Source organism: Fusobacterium varium (assembly GCA_021531615.1).
In the GTDB taxonomy this organism is placed as follows: domain Bacteria; phylum Fusobacteriota; class Fusobacteriia; order Fusobacteriales; family Fusobacteriaceae; genus Fusobacterium_A; species Fusobacterium_A varium_C.
Genome location: JADYUE010000001.1, coordinates 104,650 through 122,229, shown reverse-complemented (window position 1 = coordinate 122,229; position 17,580 = coordinate 104,650). Strand labels below are relative to the sequence as shown.

The 17,580-nt window shown below is 29.3% G+C and carries 22 protein-coding genes and 1 pseudogene; all 23 read left to right on the top strand.

Translation table 11 applies throughout. The features are described from left to right. The 23 genes and pseudogenes from I6E31_00600 (at nucleotide 1) to cas6 (ending at nucleotide 17,564) form a co-directional block, all read left to right on the top strand. Entirely contained in the window at nucleotides 1-1,050 is a 1,050-nt protein-coding gene (locus I6E31_00600) for a hypothetical protein (protein ID MCF2638462.1), read from the top strand. A 119-nt stretch (nucleotides 1,051-1,169) separates the two neighbouring features. Continuing rightward, nucleotides 1,170-1,562: a hypothetical protein gene (locus I6E31_00595; protein ID MCF2638461.1), complete on the top strand. Its 393-nt coding sequence runs from the start codon at nucleotides 1,170-1,172 to the stop codon at nucleotides 1,560-1,562. Then, nucleotides 1,562-1,957 (top strand): hypothetical protein, encoded by a 396-nt coding sequence (locus I6E31_00590; protein ID MCF2638460.1) that lies wholly within the window; start codon nucleotides 1,562-1,564, stop codon nucleotides 1,955-1,957. The genes I6E31_00595 and I6E31_00590 overlap by 1 nt, the downstream gene beginning before the upstream one ends. A gap of 143 nt (nucleotides 1,958-2,100) precedes the next feature. Further along, nucleotides 2,101-4,116 (top strand): hypothetical protein, encoded by a 2,016-nt coding sequence (locus I6E31_00585; protein MCF2638459.1) that lies wholly within the window; start codon nucleotides 2,101-2,103, stop codon nucleotides 4,114-4,116. Beyond that, nucleotides 4,117-4,659, top strand: a complete 543-nt coding sequence (locus I6E31_00580) for a hypothetical protein (GenBank protein MCF2638458.1) — start codon at nucleotides 4,117-4,119, stop codon at nucleotides 4,657-4,659. A gap of 1 nt (nucleotide 4,660) precedes the next feature. After that, the gene (locus I6E31_00575; GenBank protein MCF2638457.1) at nucleotides 4,661-4,993 is read left to right on the top strand and encodes a hypothetical protein; all 333 of its coding nucleotides are present in this window, start codon (nucleotides 4,661-4,663) and stop codon (nucleotides 4,991-4,993) included. A 1-nt stretch (nucleotide 4,994) separates the two neighbouring features. Then, nucleotides 4,995-5,913 (top strand): annotated as a pseudogene (locus I6E31_00570) (hypothetical protein). Continuing rightward, complete coding sequence (locus I6E31_00565; protein MCF2638456.1) at nucleotides 5,885-6,472, top strand: hypothetical protein; 588 nt, start codon at nucleotides 5,885-5,887, stop codon at nucleotides 6,470-6,472. Before I6E31_00570 ends, I6E31_00565 begins: the two are co-directional and overlap by 29 nt. Continuing rightward, nucleotides 6,472-6,807, top strand: a complete 336-nt coding sequence (locus I6E31_00560) for a hypothetical protein (GenBank protein MCF2638455.1) — start codon at nucleotides 6,472-6,474, stop codon at nucleotides 6,805-6,807. Before I6E31_00565 ends, I6E31_00560 begins: the two co-directional genes overlap by 1 nt. Further along, entirely contained in the window at nucleotides 6,804-7,907 is a 1,104-nt protein-coding gene (locus tag I6E31_00555; GenBank protein MCF2638454.1) for a baseplate J/gp47 family protein, read from the top strand. The genes I6E31_00560 and I6E31_00555 overlap by 4 nt, the downstream gene beginning before the upstream one ends. A 5-nt stretch (nucleotides 7,908-7,912) precedes the next feature. Continuing rightward, nucleotides 7,913-8,530, top strand: a complete 618-nt coding sequence (locus I6E31_00550; protein ID MCF2638453.1) for a hypothetical protein — start codon at nucleotides 7,913-7,915, stop codon at nucleotides 8,528-8,530. Between the two features lie 13 nt (nucleotides 8,531-8,543). After that, nucleotides 8,544-9,179, top strand: a complete 636-nt coding sequence (locus I6E31_00545) for a hypothetical protein (GenBank protein ID MCF2638452.1) — start codon at nucleotides 8,544-8,546, stop codon at nucleotides 9,177-9,179. Between the two features lie 15 nt (nucleotides 9,180-9,194). After that, nucleotides 9,195-9,581 (top strand): hypothetical protein, encoded by a 387-nt coding sequence (locus I6E31_00540; GenBank protein ID MCF2638451.1) that lies wholly within the window; start codon nucleotides 9,195-9,197, stop codon nucleotides 9,579-9,581. Continuing rightward, a complete protein-coding gene (locus I6E31_00535; GenBank protein MCF2638450.1) occupies nucleotides 9,582-10,676 on the top strand; it encodes a hypothetical protein in 1,095 nt (364 codons plus the stop codon). Between the two features lie 27 nt (nucleotides 10,677-10,703). Continuing rightward, a complete protein-coding gene (gene avd, locus I6E31_00530; protein ID MCF2638449.1) occupies nucleotides 10,704-11,045 on the top strand; it encodes a diversity-generating retroelement protein Avd in 342 nt (113 codons plus the stop codon). 316 nt (nucleotides 11,046-11,361) lie between these two features. Continuing rightward, a complete protein-coding gene (locus tag I6E31_00525) occupies nucleotides 11,362-12,411 on the top strand; it encodes a group II intron reverse transcriptase domain-containing protein (protein ID MCF2638448.1) in 1,050 nt (349 codons plus the stop codon). Nucleotides 12,412-12,729: 318 nt separating this feature from the next. Beyond that, nucleotides 12,730-13,167, top strand: coding sequence for a lysozyme (locus I6E31_00520; protein MCF2638447.1), 438 nt, complete (start codon nucleotides 12,730-12,732; stop codon nucleotides 13,165-13,167). 3 nt (nucleotides 13,168-13,170) lie between these two features. Next, on the top strand, nucleotides 13,171-13,410 hold the full coding sequence (locus I6E31_00515; GenBank protein MCF2638446.1) for a hypothetical protein: 240 nt from the start codon (nucleotides 13,171-13,173) through the stop codon (nucleotides 13,408-13,410). Nucleotides 13,411-13,421: 11 nt separating this feature from the next. Further along, complete coding sequence (locus tag I6E31_00510; GenBank protein MCF2638445.1) at nucleotides 13,422-13,889, top strand: phage holin family protein; 468 nt, start codon at nucleotides 13,422-13,424, stop codon at nucleotides 13,887-13,889. A gap of 381 nt (nucleotides 13,890-14,270) precedes the next feature. Then, nucleotides 14,271-14,456: a hypothetical protein gene (locus I6E31_00505; protein MCF2638444.1), complete on the top strand. Its 186-nt coding sequence runs from the start codon at nucleotides 14,271-14,273 to the stop codon at nucleotides 14,454-14,456. 146 nt (nucleotides 14,457-14,602) lie between these two features. Continuing rightward, nucleotides 14,603-15,226: a hypothetical protein gene (locus I6E31_00500; protein MCF2638443.1), complete on the top strand. Its 624-nt coding sequence runs from the start codon at nucleotides 14,603-14,605 to the stop codon at nucleotides 15,224-15,226. A 404-nt stretch (nucleotides 15,227-15,630) separates the two neighbouring features. Next, nucleotides 15,631-16,719 carry a hypothetical protein gene (locus tag I6E31_00495; GenBank protein MCF2638442.1) on the top strand — a complete coding sequence of 363 codons (1,089 nt, stop codon included), beginning with the start codon at nucleotides 15,631-15,633 and terminating at the stop codon, nucleotides 16,717-16,719. A gap of 125 nt (nucleotides 16,720-16,844) precedes the next feature. Beyond that, nucleotides 16,845-17,564 carry a CRISPR-associated endoribonuclease Cas6 gene (gene cas6, locus I6E31_00490; GenBank protein ID MCF2638441.1) on the top strand — a complete coding sequence of 240 codons (720 nt, stop codon included), beginning with the start codon at nucleotides 16,845-16,847 and terminating at the stop codon, nucleotides 17,562-17,564. The last annotated feature ends 16 nt before the right edge of the window (nucleotides 17,565-17,580 follow it).

Here is a 17,580-nt window from a genome sequence, read left to right as displayed (position 1 = left end):
ATGGATTATAGAGAACCTGTGAAAATAACAGTTGATAAAGAGATAGCTTTGACTGTAGCTGATTTAAATAAAACTCTTATTGTTACAAATGAAAAGAATGTAGATTTTGCATATTGTGCCACTCTTGAAGAAGTAGCTGAAAAATTTGGAAACAATACTAAAATTTATAAAGCTGTTGAAACATTTTTATCACAAACAGATGGAAGTGGAAATATATTAAAGCCTGACTTTTTTGCAGTAATGGGAGTAGAGAAAGGCGAAGATGATGACTCTACTTATGCTACTAAATTAAAAACAGCTATCAATGAAGTGTTGAATGAAAGTTGGTATTGTCTAATAACTATAATGGATACAGCAAAAATAGTTGAGGAGCTAAGAGCAGTTTTAGTTTCTGAAAGAAGAGTATATATTGCAGAAACAGCAACATATCCTTTAGAAAATGCAGATAAAGCAAAATCAGAAAGAGCACAACTTATTTATAATAGTAAAACAGCAGATGGAGAGGATAGAGAATATAAATCAGCTGCATATGCTGGGGCTGTAATTACAGCAGGAGCGGGAAATAAATGTAGTATGGTTAAACTTTCAGGAGTAAGTGCAGATGTTACAGGTGGAAAAAAGCAAGAACTTACTAAAAACAATATCACTTTCGTTGAAAAAAGAACTTCTGAAGGATATATAGTAGCAAATGGTGGAAAAGCTATGGATGGAACTTATTTTGATGAAACAACTGCATTAGACTGCATGATTGTAAATCTTAATGAAGCACTACAAAAAATGCTTATTCTTAAAGGTTTCCCACAAGATGAAGAGGGATATACAAGAATGGAAGAAACAATAACTTCTATCATGGAGCAACTAGGAGCTAAGGATATTATTGCTAAAGAAAATGGAATTTATGAATATAAAGTAACTCCAGTATCACAAACTAAAGAGGAAAGAATGGCAAGAACAATAAAACCAAATGTGCTATTCAGACTTAAAGGGTGGGCATACTTTATTGATTTAACATTAAAACAAACTTATGACACAGTAAATAAAGGAAATTAAAAGGAGGAAAAAATGCTACAAACATTATTTTTAATGTTATGCAGTTATGCTGCAGGAATTTCAACTGTAATTATTTATAAGGCAGTAAAGAAAAATAAAAAGAAGTAGGAGGTAATAAAATGGGTGTAGATTTAAGTAAAAAAACACTTATATTTAATGGATATACAATAAAAGAACCAAGAAGCATAAATATAACTCCAGCTGGAGAAGGAACAAAATTATCTGAAAAATCTCTTTCTGGGAAAAGAAGAGTTATAAAAACAGCAGATCCTAATTTAACAATAACTGTTACAGTAGAAACAGGCACACAAGATGAACTTGTTCTTCTTACAGCTGCAGAAGCAGGAATTTTAGGTGCAGGATATTTTAAAGATAGTTCTGTTTCAGAATATTCAAGAGGAATTGTTTTGGCAGAAATTGGAGTGAATAAGGGAGATCTAGCAAATGATGGTGATACAGATCAAAGAGAATTTACATTAAATTGTGCAGGGTGCAAGGAGGCTTTAGTATAATGAGCAAAAAAACAAGAGAAGAACAACAGAAAAAAATAGCTGAAATATTAGAAAACTTTTCAAATGTGAATTTCAAGCCTGAAGGTTTAGGAGCATTAGAGTTTGAAAAAGAAATATTTTCAAAGAATTTTGAAGTAGAAACTGTAAAATTCAGAATAGAAAGAGTTGCATTACAAATAGCAGATAAACTTGAAAATGAAAAAGAAGATTTGAAAGCTACTGAGAAGATATTAAAAACTTTCATAGCTTTACCAGAGGAAGCTCGTTATACTAATTTCTTTGAATTAGATTATGATGCCATGAAAGAAATAATTCAACTTATTTCACAATTCCAAGTAACTCCCTTTTTATTCACAGAAAGAGCTAGAAGAGAGGCGGAAACAGCTACAGAATAGATTTGATTTATCTTTTTCAACAAGGATAAATTATTATAGAAAATCCATAGAAGAGCTCTGCATAGAAGAGGTAGAGCTCTTAACTATGGCATGGAATGATTGGGTAAAAAGAAGAAATAAAGAAATAGAGGAGGCTGGAAAAGGTGCTTAAAGGATTAACTTTAAAATTTAATGTTAGTGGAAATGGAACGGAAGCATTAAAAAAAATAAAACAATCATATAAAGAAACTGAAGAACTTTTGAAAGATCCTCTTAAAATAAATTTGAGTAATATTATAAAAAATCCTTTCAGGAAAATAGAGGGTTATGCTTCAGGACTTATTACAAAAGGGTATAAAGTATCAGGGACTTTTAAAAATGCTTTTTTAGGAATTCAACAAGTAGGAATAAATGCTTTTAATAGAACAACAAGATCGTTGGACAGATTTATAATGAAATTTAGGCTTACTCGAAACATGAAAAAAGGGTTTCAATCTTTCTCAGCATATTCTACAAAAGTATTTGAGAAAGCTCAAAAAAAAGCTAATACTCTTACAGGAACTTTAAAGAGAATGATGGGAGTATTAGGAGCTGGGCTTACTATTAAAACAGCTTTCGAGGGGGCTTCAAATATAGAGCAATATAGAAATACTCTTGAAACTGTTTTAAAAGATTCAACTTTAGCACAAAAAAAACTTGCTTGGGGGAGTAGACTTGCAAACAGAACTCCTTTTGAAACTGAAGAAATTATTAGTGGATTAACCAAAATGCAATCTTATGGAATGGAAGGGGACAGAGTTTTAAAGTCTACAGGAAAAACCTATATTGAAATGATTGGTGATATGGCTTCAGCTATGAACAAACCTTTTGAACAAGCTGTGGAAGCTCTAGCAGACAGTAGAACGGGAGAACTTGAAAGATTAAAAGAATTTGGAATAACTAAGAACATGATTGGGGATTTTGCAAAGTCGCAAGGATATGGAGAAATGTTTAATAATCAGGGGCAAATAAAAGACATTAATTTATTTAACAAGGCTTTATTTGAACTGATGAATTCCAAATTTGGTGGAGCTATGCAGAAACAAGCAAAGACCTTTAAAGGAGCTATTTCTACAATAAAAGGTGTTTTTAAATCAGGGCTTTCTACTGTTGCAGGAATAGATGAATTTGGAAATGTTATAAAAAATTCTCCTTTTCAAATTATCCGGGATAAAGTTTTAGTTCCTCTTGCAGATCTCTTGGTTAAGTGGCAAGAAGACGGAACTTTTACAAAATGGGCAGAAAATCTTGCAGGAAGCATTGAAAAAACTGTAAGTATTGGAAGTAAAATTATAAGTTTTTGCATTAAATGGAAAGAAGTTTTAATTCCAATGGTTTCAGCTATTACAGGATTATTTGTAATAGAAAAAGTTGCATATATGATAGGAGTGCTAAAAGCAGCTCTTGCAGGATTAAGTTTTAATCCTATTGTAATAGGAGTAGGACTTGCAATAGCAGCAGGAGTAGCTTTATACAGGAATTGGGATAAAGTAGTAGGGATATTCAAAGGGGCTTTTAATGTTTTTACAGGAGTTTTAAAAGCTTTTAAAGATGGAGTAAAAGATTTATTTTTAAAATTTTCTGAATACAGTGGAATATTTAATTTTCTTATACCGGGAAAAATAATTTTTGATGGATTAAGAGCTTTTTGGGGAGCTTGGGATAGTAATTTAGGAATAATAGAAAATGTAAAAAATGCTTTTTCAGCTTTCTTTACAGGGTTAAAAGAAAGCATACAATCAGCTGTTGATAGTTTTAAGAATCTAGGGGAAAAAATAGCAGAACTTTCTCCAGTAAAGAAAGTAAAAAAATGGTTTGGCTTTGATAATGAAGAAGAAAATGATAATAACAAAGAAAAACCTGAAGGAAAAGTTGAAATAGATGGAAGTCACAAAACAGGACTTTCATATGTTCCTAAAGATAATTATATTGCTGAACTGCATGAGGGAGAAAGGGTACTAACCAAAAAAGAAAATGAAAATTATTCAAAGGTAAAAACAAAATCAGGTAATATTTATAACTTGAATTTTAATATAAATACCTCAGGGAATGAAATTGATTGGAATAGAATAGGTAATTTAATAATTGAAAAAATAAAGAAATTTGAAGAAGAAAGAGAAATAGCAGAGGGGTTGATATAGATGGATTTTTCAATTAGAAGCCTGATATCAAGTGTAACGGAAAAAATAGAGCCTGTAAAAAAATATTTGACGGCACAAACTGTTATTTTAGAAGGTATTCCTTTGGAATTGACAAATGAATTTTCTGAAGATTTATCTTCAGAAATTCCTGTAACAAAACTAGATGATGGTTCAAATAAAACAGATAATATTTCTAACAATCCCTCTTCATTTTCTATAAAAGCACAAATAACAGGAGCAGATAAAGATAGAATCTATGAAAAGATAATATCTTTAGTAAAAAAGAGGCAACCTGTAAGTCTATATATAGATAAGTTGTATAGTAATTTAGGGATAACAAGTGTAAGTAAAAACATCACTACTTATACATATATTGAAATAACAATTTCATTCACACAAATGGAATATGCACATCTAGAATTTATTCCGGCTCCTTCCATTGCTGCGAAACCACTTATTTCTGAAAAAACTGAAATAAGAACAGGAAAACAAGAATGGGAGGGAGAACTTGCAAGTGAAAGCATAAAGTTAAGAGGGGAGTAATATGAATTTTAAATTTAATATTATAAAAGGTTCGATACCTTATCGAACTTCAATAGTAATAAATAAAAAAGAATTTATTTTTGATTTTAAAATGAACTTTTATGATAGGAGGATTTACATAGATTTATATGATAATCAATTAAATCCTATTTGTTATGCTGAACCTGTAAGTTTTGGGATACCTTTATGGTTTAATAAATTAGCTGATGAGAGAGGAAACTTTAATGAAAAGTTTCCAAAGGCTTATATAATTGCTAATACTAAAGACCGAATTTATAAAAAAATAACTTATGATAATATAGATGAAATAGAAATGCTTGTGAAGGAGGTTTAAGATGCAGAGAATAACAGCTTTAAGACCTCTTTTTCCTAGAAATTCTTTTCTTGTAGTAAACGGGAAAACAATTAATGATGAAAATAATGGTGGATTAAAGTTTCAAGCTGAAATAAAATCAGGAAATGATAAAAAAATAGGTGTAGGAAGATTTTATATTTATAATTTATCACAAGATATTGCAGTAGGCAGTGAAGTAAAATTAAACTTTGGTTATGCAGATGATGTAGGAGAATATGGAATTTATGAGGTTATAAAAACAAATAAATATAGAGACGGTGGTGATATTATTAAAGAACTTCTTTGTTCTGAGAGAAGTAAAAATACAAGTCAAATAATATCTCTTTCTATTGATGGGAATGTGAGAATATCAGATGCTTTAAAAAAAGTTTGTCAATCAGCAGGGATAAATATCATAAATATGGAGCTTTTAAACGACAAAATTTATACAAATGGTTATACCTGTTATAATAAAGCCTTTCAGGAAATAAAAGAGCTTGTAGAAGATGCTGAAAGTAAAATGATATTAAAATCAAATGATTTGTATATTTATCATAAAGAACTTAAAGAAAAAATTATAAGTTTGAGTTTTGGAAGTGGACTTATTGAAAATCCTACATTTTCAGAGAAACTTGTAAATGAATCTGAAATAGATGTAGCAAGTGACAACAAAGAGGGAAATGTGGAATGGACAAGCAAAAAACCACAACTTACAGCAACCACTACTAAAGAATATGATTATGACATAAAATGTTTCCCGATTCATTATATAAAAAAAGGGGATACTGTAAATATTGTAAGTGATACTTTTACAGGGTTAGCACAAGTAAGAGAGATAGAAATCAATTTAAAAGATAGTTGGATTATGAATTTAAAGGTTAAGGTGTTGTAATGGAAAATATAAGTATTATTCTATGTGAAGTTCAAGCTGTGAGAAATAATAGATTTGTAGATCTTAAACCTTTATTCAAGCCGAACGGAATTTCTCTTCCTGTTCTTCGTAATGTTCCAATGTGCCTATTTGGTGATGAAATAAATTATATTGATTGGAAAATAAATACCGGGAATATTGTTCCAGCATTTATAACAACTTTTGATATTTCGTCATATATAAGTCAAGGGAATAAAGAAAAAATGGATACAATAAAAAGAAATTCATTAAATAGTTGTTTTGCTATTCCTTTTACAGTTCCTAGTATGCAAGATGCAAGAAGTTTTCCTGAAGCAATAAAGATTATAGGAGATAGGCTTGAGGAAGGAGAAATAAACCAAACAGGGAATATCACAAGAACAGGTAATACTAATATCACAGGAGATGTTAATATCACTGGAAATTTAACAGTAACTCAAAAGATAACTGCTAAGGTAGTAAATATTTTAGAAAGTTTAGCTTCCAAAGTAGCAACTATTGGAGGAATAGACTTTGCGGGACATAAACATACAGATGCAGAAGGTAGAGATACATCGGGGGCAAAATAATGAAAAGTTTAAGAATGAAAGATGGAGATATTCAATTTGGAGAAAAGGTTACAGGAATGGAAGAGTTTTTACAGCGATGGATTAATTCTTTAAAGATATACAGCAATGAATGTTACTATAATGAAAATTTAGGACTTAATATAACTGTTATTAATGGAATAGATGATGCAAAATATAAAATGGAACATATAAAAGAAAAAACACTTTCTTGGTATGGAAAAGAACTTGAAGATTTATATTATGAAATAATATCAGAAAAAAATAGAGTAATAACAGCTGTATTTTATTTTCAGCATAAAAAATATAAAAATATACAGCAGGAGGTGGTATTGTGAATAAATTGGAAACAAAAGGATTTAATGGGTTAATGGAAATGGCTCAAGAAAAAGCAAAGAGTAAAGATTGTTGGGGGGAAGATTTTAATGCTTCAGAAACATCAGATTACTATAAAATAGTAGCTCCATTTATAACAGTAGCATCTTATTTGGAAGATAAAATTATTTCTATAATGAAAGGGCTTAATTTATATAATGCACAAGATAATGAGTTAGATGATTTACTAGACAGTTTTCCTCGCCGTCAAGGATCTTATGCTTTTCTTAATTGTGAAATTACTGCTAATAGTTATGTTAGTGTAAAAGAAAAAGACATTCTAATTGAAACAGCAGAAGGAATACAGTTTGAAAATATACAACAATTTGATATTAATTCAACTAAGAAAAAAACAGTATTATTTAAAGCTGTTCTTACAGGAGAAGAGGGAAACATAAAAGAAAATTCTATAACAAGAGTTTTATCAGCTCCAGCAGGAATTGTAAATATTCAAAATAGAGAACTTGGAGAGGGTGGACTTACTCAAGAAAATGACTTTGATTATCTTAATAGATATCTTTCAGGGAATACTGAAGGAGAATGGGCTCTTGAACCTGTTATAGCAGCAGTAAGAGCTCTTGCTGGAGTAAAGAGTTGTAATGGAATAAGAAACAACACTATGGAAACAGATAAAAATGGGTTAGATCCTAAAAGTATATGGCTTGTAGTAGATGGAGGAATAAAGGAAGAAATAGCAGAAGCTATTTATAAACATATTCATACTCCTGATACTAAAGGAAGCATTGAAGTTGATGTTAAAACTTCAGTTGAAGGTAAAACCGAAAAAATAAGATTTGATAGACCAATAGATGTATTGGTTGATTATAAGTTGACAATAGAAAGTCCTGACGAAGTAGCAATAAGAGAACTTTTGAAAGAATATATAAATAATGCAGGATTAGGAGTAAAACTAAGCACAGGAGTTTTTATATCTGATTGGGTTTGTGGAAAAGGGTATAAATATTATGACTTTGATTTGAAATTTAAAAGAAGTACTGAAAATGAATATAAAACATCTTTACAATTAGCTTTCAATGAGCGTTCAAAAGCAAATGGAGAGTGAGGATAATGATAAACGAAGTAATAGAAGGTCTTCCTTTACACTTTCAAAAAGAGAATAATATAAAAATTTATAAAAGTCTTGAACCTGTTGTTGACTACTTAAATGACTTAATTGAGTGCTTAAAAGGACAAACCTCATTAATGAAAGCTAAAGGAATCTTTTTAGATTTTTTAGGAGTTCGATACCAAGAGAGTAGAAATGGAAGAGATGACGAACAGTATAGAAAAGCTCTTGTTTCTAAAAGGATGGCAGTGTCAGGGCTTCCTACTACAGAATTTTTGCTAGATATTGCAAGACAGCTTTCTGGAGCAGAAGTAATAGACTTTAAAACTAGATATAAAGGAGAAGTAGCTAGTCAGTATTTTAAAGTTGATGTGAATATGGATTTTTCTAAAATAAATAAATTTCCAAACCTTAATAAAATTTGTGAGGCTGGGGCAAGAATGTATTGGGAGCTTGGATTTTCAGAAGAAAATACTGAAATAAAAGTTGCTTCTGCTGTAGGAATATCAAAAATCATTGAGATAGGAGCGGATTTTGATATAGATAGAACGGTTCATGTAAATGGAAATATTAATTATGCAAGTGGTTTAGCTTTGAGCAAAATAATAGAGATAAGATGACGGAGGAGTGGTTATGAGTTATTTTCCTAAGTTTAAATTAACAAAAGCAGGAGAACAATTAATAAATCGGATAAATGGTAATTTATCTGAAGTTTTAAAAATAACAAGGGTAGAAATAGGAAGTGGAACAATAGCAAATGAAGATGAAATAAGATTTTTAACAGCATTAAAGAAAAAAGTTATTGATGCACAAATTTCTAATCATGAAGTAATAGAGGAAGAAAGAGCAAAAACAGTTATAGAAATACAATTTACTAATAAAGGCTTTACCTCTGAAGTCCCTTTTAAAGAAATAGGTATTTTTGCAAGTGGGAAAGATGGGAAAGAAATTCTATTTCTTTATACCAATGCAATGGATAAATATGACAATATTCCTGCAGAAAATGAAAATCCACATGCAATAATTATAGATGTGGTTATTCAGGTAACAACTGATGCAGAGATAGAAGCTTTTATAGATTTATCTGCTTTTGTAACTATTAAAAATTTTAATAAATACAAAGAGGAGATAGAGAAAAGATTATTAAAAATTGAAAATAAAAATTCAGAAGCAGCTTCAAGATTAGAAGTGATAGAAAATTATTTGAATTTAGATCCAAGAGAAGCAACACTTGGAGCAGGATATTTAGGAGATTTTTATTTAGGATAAAAGGAGATGATGAACATGGTAGGAATACCTAAAATTTTAAACACAAAAAGAGATGTGCATAATTTACATGAAATGGCTTTGAACAATCTAATTGATAGGAAGGAATGGGTAATTCGTTTAAAAAAATTGAAAGCAGAAGATATTTTTAGACTTCCAATATTAGAAAAAGGAGATGGATATTTTATAATTCCAAAAACAGAAAGAGAATTACCAAAAATTTATGCTATTGAGCCTATGTTAATACCAGAAACAGAAGAAACAAGAAAAGAAAATGACATGTATAAAATAACAGGAGAAGTTCCTTCTGAAGACTTTATAGAATTATCAGGAGGACATCAAGAGGCTGAAAAATTGGGATTGACAGTAGAAGAAATCACAAGTATGATAAAGGAGTTGATGTAAATGTCAAGATATTTAGTAAATGACATAACAAAAGTTGACAGCAGGGCAAAACTAACAACTGCTGTAATATCAAATTTAGTAGGATTACAGGCTTTACAGAAAGACTATATTCAAGTAGTAGGAGATGCCGGGCTTAAAATTTTAAAAGATACAATAATTTGTGTTGGTGAAAGTATATTTAAAACAGAAAGAGATATCACTCTTAATAGTGCAAATTTAGATTCAGGAAGTTTTGCAGTAGGGAAAGATTATTATATTTATTGTTGCGATAGAGGTAGTAAGAATGATGAAGAATATAAAATATCTCTTAATTCAACTTTCCCAGTGGGATATAATGCAGAAAACAGTCGTAAAATAGGTGGATTCCATTATGGAGATGTAAGAAGAATAAAAGCAGATACTTTAGAACCTATAAATAGTTCAGGAACAGCTTGGGGTGCTGGATGGGAAGATAATATTTATCAAGGAATTTTACCTTTTTCTGCATGGACTTTACTTCATAGACCAAAGAGTTCTCCTGAAGGAATGGTATATTGTGCTTCAATAGGTAAGTGGGTAGATATATATTTAACATCTACAAATTATCGTTCAGAGTATAATGCTACACCTATGACTGGATCTGAAGGTCTTATGTATTGGGATTGGCATGAGAAAATAGCAAGAAAATTAAAAAAATTCCCTTTAAGCTATTTAGAGTTTTGTTCAGTAGCTGATGGTTCTCCTAATGGTCGTGATGATTCAAATGATTATGGTTGGACTAAAACAACAAATAGCGGAAGAAATAAAACAGGTATAATAGCAAAAGCTGTATCTTCTTATGGGTTAAAAGATTGCACAGGAAATGTTTGGGAAGTAGGAAAAGATATTGCTTATTCAACTCAAACTACAGGTGGGGGAAGTTGGGGTTTCAAAAATGGAACAGAAGTTAAGAAAGGAGCACATTACACTGCATTTAATAATGATGTGGGTGTAACACTTCATGGCGGTCATTGGGATGATGGTGTTTCGTGTGGTTCCCGTGCGGTTGATTGTGATAATTGCCTATGGAATGTTAGGACTAATGTCGGTTGCCGTCTTGCCTGTGATTCTCTGTAATCTGAAACGGAACGGAGCGAAAGCGGAGTGATTGAAAACTTAACAATTTTACAAAAAGTATATGATTTTGAGAAACAAATGTATGGATATTTAAAAAAGTATCCTCAAAGTGAGAAATTTGCTTTGGTCACAGAAACAAAAAATACAATATACGCCTTGAGCAAGAAATTGCTCAAGGCGGGAATGGTGGACAAAAAAAGAGCCGTTTTATATGAAGCAGATGTAGAGTTGTTTCATTTAAAACATCTTATCAGACTAGCTTTTGATTTTAAATACATAAGTCCAAAGGCTTATGAAGTAGCAAGTAAAATGCTTACAGAAATTGGTGGAATGCTTGGTACTTGGATAAAAAATACAAAAGCAAACTAAAAAGATGTAAAGTAAAATTTACATAAATATGGGGTAATGCTCTAAATGGCGGTAATTGGAATGATGGTGTTTCGTGTGGTTCCCGTGCGGTTAATTGTAATAATTACCTATGGAATGTTAATACTAATGTCGGTTGCCGTCTTGCCTGTGATGACTGTATATATACACCTGATTTAATAGTTTAAGGACTATTAAGCATAGATTACAGAGAATCAGGAGCCTTGTCCCGTCCGATAAGGACAAAGAGTAAAAGGGAAGTAGAATCTTAGTAAGTTTGCTGAAAGGGGTCTACTTCCAATAAAAAATAGGAGAAATAATGAAAAGAGTTAATAATCTATATGAACAGATATATGATTTTGAAAATATATATGATGCTTATTTAAAAGCAAGAAAATGCAAAAGATTTAGGCAGGAAGTTTTAGAATATTCAATGAATATCGAAGAAAATCTAATAACACTTCAAAATGAATTAATATGGGGGCTTTATAGGCAGGGAGAATATAGAGAATTTTATGTATATGTCCCTAAAGTAAGGTTAATAAAAGCACTTCCTTTTAAAGATAGAGTATTACAACATGCAGTTAATAATATAATAGAGCCTTTGTTTGAAGCACAATTCTATGAGCATTCCTATGCCTGTAGAAAAGGAAAAGGTGGACACAAAGCAAGTGAACAATTAAAAAATTGGCTTCATGCTGCAAAAGTTCAAGGGAAAGAATTATATTGTTTGAAATGTGATATTCGTAAATATTTTGATAGTGTTTATTTAAAAATTTTATATGGAATTTTAAGGAAAAAAATTAAGGATAAAAAATTATTATGGCTTATTAGGCAAATATTAGATATTCATACGAAAGAAAGAGGTTTGCCAATAGGGAATTTAACTTCACAATTATTTGCTAATGTCTATTTGAATCAGCTTGATATTTATGTAAAAGAAGAATTAAAAGTTAAAAAATATATAAGATACATGGATGACTTTTTAATTTTATCAGAAGATAAAAAAGAGCTGCAAGAAATTTTAAAGAAAATAATTACTTTTTTGGAAGAAAAGTTAAAACTTTCTTTAAATGATAAGACAAGAATATTTCCTGTAAAAATGGGAGTTGAATTTGTAGGATATATACATTATGCAGATTTTATAAAAGTAAGAAAAAGTACTTGGAAAAGAGAAAAAAAGAATATAAAGAAAGTAGCTGAGCAATATAAAAATGGAGAAATAACTATAGAAAAACTTCAAAATGTATTTGCTAGTATTTTGGGGCATCTTTCTCATGCTGATAGTTTTCAAACAAGAGTTAAAATTGTAGAGTATGAAAGAAATTTAGCTTATAAATACGAAAAGAAAGAAGATGATAAAGTTTAACTTTAATTTTTTATGCCTTAAAACTAAAATTACGAAGTTAAAAAAATAATTTTTTATAATTAAAAATATACAGTTTGCCACAGGCACAAGTTAAACTTGTTTCCGTGACCGTTGTAGAAGATAAAAATAGTGATGAAACTTGCCATAAGATTAAATGCTGATATGATAAAGTTTAGAACTTTCTTCATTGGCATCACCTCTTTATAATTTATTAATAATAGTAAAATTAAAAATATGATATCTTCCACCTGTGGCAAACTGTATATTACACATATTATAAGACGATTATTTATTGATGTCAAATAGTAGGAGGCAAGAATGAAAATAAGTGAAAAAGGGATAAATTTTATAATTAATGAAGAGGGAGAAAAATTAAAGGCTTATATTTGTCCTGCAGGTGTTCTTACAATAGGTGTAGGACATACAGGAAAAGATGTTGTTCCGGGAATGATTATTACTAAAGAGCATTCGAGAGAGCTTCTAAAGAATGATTTAAAGCATTTTGAAAATGCTGTAGAAACATCTGTAAAAATATCTTTGAAACAACATGAATACGATAGTTTAATCTCTTTTGCTTTCAATGTTGGAGCTGAAGCCTTTAAAAAGAGTACACTTCTTAAAAAAATAAATGCTTTAGCACCTATGATAGAAATAGAAGCAGAGTTCAGAAAGTGGGTTAGAGGCGGGGGAAAAGTTCTTCCAGTTCTTCAAAAAAGAAGAGAAAGAGAAATAAAATTTTTTAAAGGGGAGTATTAAAAAATGAAAGAAGGGATAATTCTATTGTTTGGTAAGCTCCTAGATATATTTCATAAAAAATCAAAATCAGGAGATAAACAGCAAGAGATAATAGAGAAAAAAATAAATATATATTCAAAGGCAATCACAATAGTAATTATAACGGCTTTAATTATGTGTGTTCTAGCTTCTTTATTTCCTGAATTAGCAATTTCAGATTGGTGGTTTAATATACTGGAGAAATTATTAAATTCAGTGGGTTAAAGGGGGATAAAATGACATTAAGTGAAATGTGGCAAATATTTATAACATTATTTCAAGATGTTTTAAGTATTTTTTATAATAAAGGAACAATTCTTATAGGAATGGCAGTATCTTTTATCTTTTTAATCACAGGAGGAGAAGATAAAATGATAGTATGCTTATTAATTTTTATGAGTATTGATTATATTTCGGGTTTAATAAAATCTATAATTAGAGCTGAAACAAATAGCAAAAAAGGGTTTCAAGGATTTTTAAAAAAAATCTTAATGCTTTGTATAGTAGTTATAGCTTATAGATTAGATATAATCTTAAATTTGACTAATATACAGTATAACTGCAGGTTTGTAACAATTTCTTTTTATATAGCAAATGAAGGGCTTTCAATATTAGAAAATGCTATAAACTCAGGTTTAAAAGTTCCTGAACAGCTTCGAGAAGTTCTCGAACAATGCAAGAAAAATAAGATTAAAAAGCAGTAAAAAATTGAGGTTAGAAGCCTCTTTTTTTTATGAAAAAAATAAAAAATTTCTTGACTTTTATTACTATGCGTAGTATAATATAAATATCTTAAGAGGAAGGAGGTACATAGGATTGAGGAGCATAATAAAAGAGTTGGCAGACCTGCTAAAATCTTTGCCAACTCTACATAAAACAATTCTTTTATCTTTAATAATAAACAATATTACGATAGTAATAATAATTTATTTATTAAGATAAAAGCCTTCAGGGGAGTAGGAAACTCCCCTCCTCAAAACTATTATAACACATGAAAAGAGAAAATAAAAACTTTTTTAAACTTGCAGGTATTATTACTTTTATAACTGCATTAGTAATAATATTAATAATGAGGTGATAATAGAATGGCAGTAAAGCAAACTGAAGCAAATAAAAAATGGCAGGAGAAAAATAAAGAAAGAGCCAAATATTTATCTGATAGGAGCAGGGCAAGAAGTTTTATAAAGAACCTTGCTACTCTTGAGGATTTAGATGAGTTTGAAAAATTAATAGAGGAAAAAAGATTAAATTACATAAAAGCAGCTGAATAAAAAATGTGGTAGGTTTGAAAACCTACCATTTTTATATTTTTTGACATTTATTTTTATCATTTTGCTATAAAATATATTTATCATTTTAAGCTGAAAAAATTATCATTTTGCTTTGTGCCTTACAAATATATTAAGAGGTGAAGGTAATGGAAAAAACTGTTATGGAATGGTTAGGAGAAGTTAAGTTATATAATAAAAAAATTGAAAAGAAACAAAAAGAATTATATAGAACAGAACTATTTTGTGCAGATACGTCTATTAGATATGATAAGGAGAAGGGGAAAAAATATTTAGATGATGTCAAAGCTCTTTATCAAAGTTATAAGCAGTTAGTAAAAAATAGAAATAAGATCAGACAGGCTATTTTACAATTTAATGCTGTAACTTTTGTAGAGGTTGGAGATATTAAACTTACTATTGCTGAGGCTCTTGAGAGAGTAAAAAAATCAGATAGTTTTATCATAACTTTACTAGAAAATAATATTAAAATGATTTCAGAGAAAAGAGAGGAATTAACAGAAACTCAAGAGATAGAGGTTAAAGAGTTAGAAAAAACTCTATATGGTTCTACAAAATCATTGGGAAGTACGGCTATTTCTGAAAAACTTGCTGAGAGAAGGGAAGCATACAATCCAATTATTGAAGAAGCTTTTGATTTAAAAGGAGAGTTGTCAAAGGAGAGAGAGGCTCGTGAGAATTTTATGGAGAGAATTAATACTCAGATAAATATAGCCAATGTAAAACATAATCTTGATATTGAACTAGATTAAGATATATTTAATAAAATATTTGGTAATATATTGAAGTTCTTTAAATTAGCCTAATCAGAGAGTTTTTGTATATATGTTGTCTGATTTAGAAAAACATAAAAAATATACACCTAAAAAATTTAAAAGATATGATAATAGAAAGAGATATGTGCCTTATTAGAGTTAAGAGAACTTAAAATATAGAGGCCTAAAAAATATAGATTTCAGTTATTAGATTTTAGTTTTTAGAAATTAATTTTTTAGTGATTTAGATTTTAGCCCAGTTTAGTTTATAGAGTTTAGATATAAAGAAATATTTTAAAATCTGAGATAAAAGGGAAGAATGCCAAGATTAAGCTAGAGATACCTCTCAGCTAATATATTACCAATTTATTTATCTATAATTTGTTTGGAGGGAAAGGTTTATGGATATATTAAGATTATCAGAAAAGAAATTTATGAAGCAACCTAAAAGAATAATATTAACTCATGGAGATGCAGATGGATTAGTAGCAGCAAAAGTTATAGAAAAATGTGAAAGTTCTATTTCAAATTGTGAGTTTTGCTGGTTGGTTATATCTTCAATGAATCCTAGTTCAGATGAAACAGAGAGAATGTTTGATAGGGCAGTAGATATACTTCCTATTGGAATAAAGGACAGAATCTATATAGTTGATAGAGCCATGTTAAGCAAAGAATATGTAGAAAAAAAGAAAAAAACTCTTGAAAGAACAGAGATAATATATATAGATCACCACTTAACTAATAAGCCTGGATTATATAAAGAGGAGATTGATTTAAAAAATATCATCAATTATTGGAATGATAGCGAATCTGGAGCTACTCTTAGTTTAAGATGGTTTGAAGAGTTACAAAATTTTGATTCACAAAAAATAAGTAACTTTGAAAAAATTAAGGAGTTTACTAATATAGTCAAATTATGGGATATTTTTCAATGGGCAAAGTTACCAGAGGATTCACTAGAGAGAAGAGGGGCTTTAATGGTAAATGCTTTTGAAAAAATATTTTCTCCTAAATTCTTATATAAAAAATTAAGTGAAAGAGATTTTGAATTAGATAAAATTGAAGAGTTAATGGAGATAGCTTTTGAAATATACAATGAAGATTATAATAGATATGCTAAAGGAAATATGAATAGATCCTTTGATTATAAATATGATGGGAAATATTTAAAGATATTTTATGGATTTGAAAGAAAATATCAATCACTATTTAGCCACGAGATTTTATCTCGAGATGAAGCAGATATAGTTGTTTTTATAAATCCCTATGGGACAGTGAGCTTTAGGAGTAGAGAGGATATAGATGTAGGAGATATTGCAAAATCTCTTGGAGAGATCAGTAAACTTTCTGGTGGTGGGCATAAAACTGCTGCTAATTACAAGATGATAGAGCAGGAAAAAGTAGTTCATTCAATGGTGGAAAAATTTGTAGAGGATTTAAAAATATTAGCTGAAAAAGAAAATAAAGAGTTTGTTGATTATAGATTTTAATCCAATTGTTTCTATTAAATTTTTAATTTTGATATAAATTAAAAAAAGTACTTGCTTTTTTTAAAAAATGTATCATACTCATATTGAACATATTATAAAGAAAAGAAATAAAGAAGGGAAAGAAAATGAGATTAAAAATTGAGTGTATCTTAGAAGAGAATTTTGTTTACTTAGATTATAGAAGAAGTATACTGAGCTTTATAAAAAAATCTTTAGAAAATTATAGTGAAGAGATAAAAAAGAAATATTATGATGAATTTAAACCAAAGGATATGACTTTTGCTTGTTATTTTCCAATGGAAAAAATTGAAAATAATCAAATTAATTTAACTAATAATATCTTTGCTATTTTTTTAAGTTTTGATTCTATCATAGATGGAGTTCATTTTTATAATGCTTTTAACATTGCTAAAAGAAATCATATACAATTTAATTTAGGTAAAAATATGTTTCAAATAAAAAATATTGTAAAATTGCAAGAAAAAGAGATTAAAGAGAATAGAGCAACTTTTAAAACTCTTTCTCCGATAGTAATAAGGGAGCAAATTGAAGAGGGAGAGAAGAAAAAAGAGTGGTTTCATGAATTAGATGAAAAAGGAATTGAAGTTTTAAAAAGAAATCTTTGTTACTCTTTAAAGGATAAATTTTCAATTAAAGAGTTAGAAAATATTGAAATAGAGGTAGAGAAGTCTAAAATAAATATAATATCCTTTTATAAAATTAAATTTCCTGCCACAAATGGACGAATAACTATAAAGGGAGATAAGAAGATATTAAATTACTTTTATAGAGCAGGAATAGGAAGCAAATGTCCTAGTGGATTTGGAATGCTAGACTTAGATTAAATAAGGGGGGTGAGAT

Bases quoted from the DNA above. Each gene is read 5' to 3' on its own strand.
- I6E31_00525 (MCF2638448.1), top strand. From the start codon at position 11,362: ATGAAAAGAGTTAATAATCTATATGAACAGATATATGATTTTGAAAAT.
- I6E31_00500 (MCF2638443.1), top strand. From the start codon at position 14,603: ATGGAAAAAACTGTTATGGAATGGTTAGGAGAAGTTAAGTTATATAAT.
- I6E31_00565 (MCF2638456.1), top strand. From the start codon at position 5,885: ATGGAAAATATAAGTATTATTCTATGTGAAGTTCAAGCTGTGAGAAAT.
- I6E31_00495 (MCF2638442.1), top strand. From the start codon at position 15,631: ATGGATATATTAAGATTATCAGAAAAGAAATTTATGAAGCAACCTAAA.
- I6E31_00590 (MCF2638460.1), top strand. From the start codon at position 1,562: ATGAGCAAAAAAACAAGAGAAGAACAACAGAAAAAAATAGCTGAAATA.
- I6E31_00560 (MCF2638455.1), top strand. From the start codon at position 6,472: ATGAAAAGTTTAAGAATGAAAGATGGAGATATTCAATTTGGAGAAAAG.
- I6E31_00520 (MCF2638447.1), top strand. From the start codon at position 12,730: ATGAAAATAAGTGAAAAAGGGATAAATTTTATAATTAATGAAGAGGGA.
- I6E31_00540 (MCF2638451.1), top strand. From the start codon at position 9,195: ATGGTAGGAATACCTAAAATTTTAAACACAAAAAGAGATGTGCATAAT.
- I6E31_00580 (MCF2638458.1), top strand. From the start codon at position 4,117: ATGGATTTTTCAATTAGAAGCCTGATATCAAGTGTAACGGAAAAAATA.
- I6E31_00510 (MCF2638445.1), top strand. From the start codon at position 13,422: ATGACATTAAGTGAAATGTGGCAAATATTTATAACATTATTTCAAGAT.
- I6E31_00575 (MCF2638457.1), top strand. From the start codon at position 4,661: ATGAATTTTAAATTTAATATTATAAAAGGTTCGATACCTTATCGAACT.
- I6E31_00545 (MCF2638452.1), top strand. From the start codon at position 8,544: ATGAGTTATTTTCCTAAGTTTAAATTAACAAAAGCAGGAGAACAATTA.
- I6E31_00535 (MCF2638450.1), top strand. From the start codon at position 9,582: ATGTCAAGATATTTAGTAAATGACATAACAAAAGTTGACAGCAGGGCA.
- cas6 (MCF2638441.1), top strand. From the start codon at position 16,845: ATGAGATTAAAAATTGAGTGTATCTTAGAAGAGAATTTTGTTTACTTA.
- I6E31_00600 (MCF2638462.1), top strand. From the start codon at position 1: ATGGATTATAGAGAACCTGTGAAAATAACAGTTGATAAAGAGATAGCT.
- I6E31_00515 (MCF2638446.1), top strand. From the start codon at position 13,171: ATGAAAGAAGGGATAATTCTATTGTTTGGTAAGCTCCTAGATATATTT.
- I6E31_00595 (MCF2638461.1), top strand. From the start codon at position 1,170: ATGGGTGTAGATTTAAGTAAAAAAACACTTATATTTAATGGATATACA.
- I6E31_00550 (MCF2638453.1), top strand. From the start codon at position 7,913: ATGATAAACGAAGTAATAGAAGGTCTTCCTTTACACTTTCAAAAAGAG.
- I6E31_00505 (MCF2638444.1), top strand. From the start codon at position 14,271: ATGGCAGTAAAGCAAACTGAAGCAAATAAAAAATGGCAGGAGAAAAAT.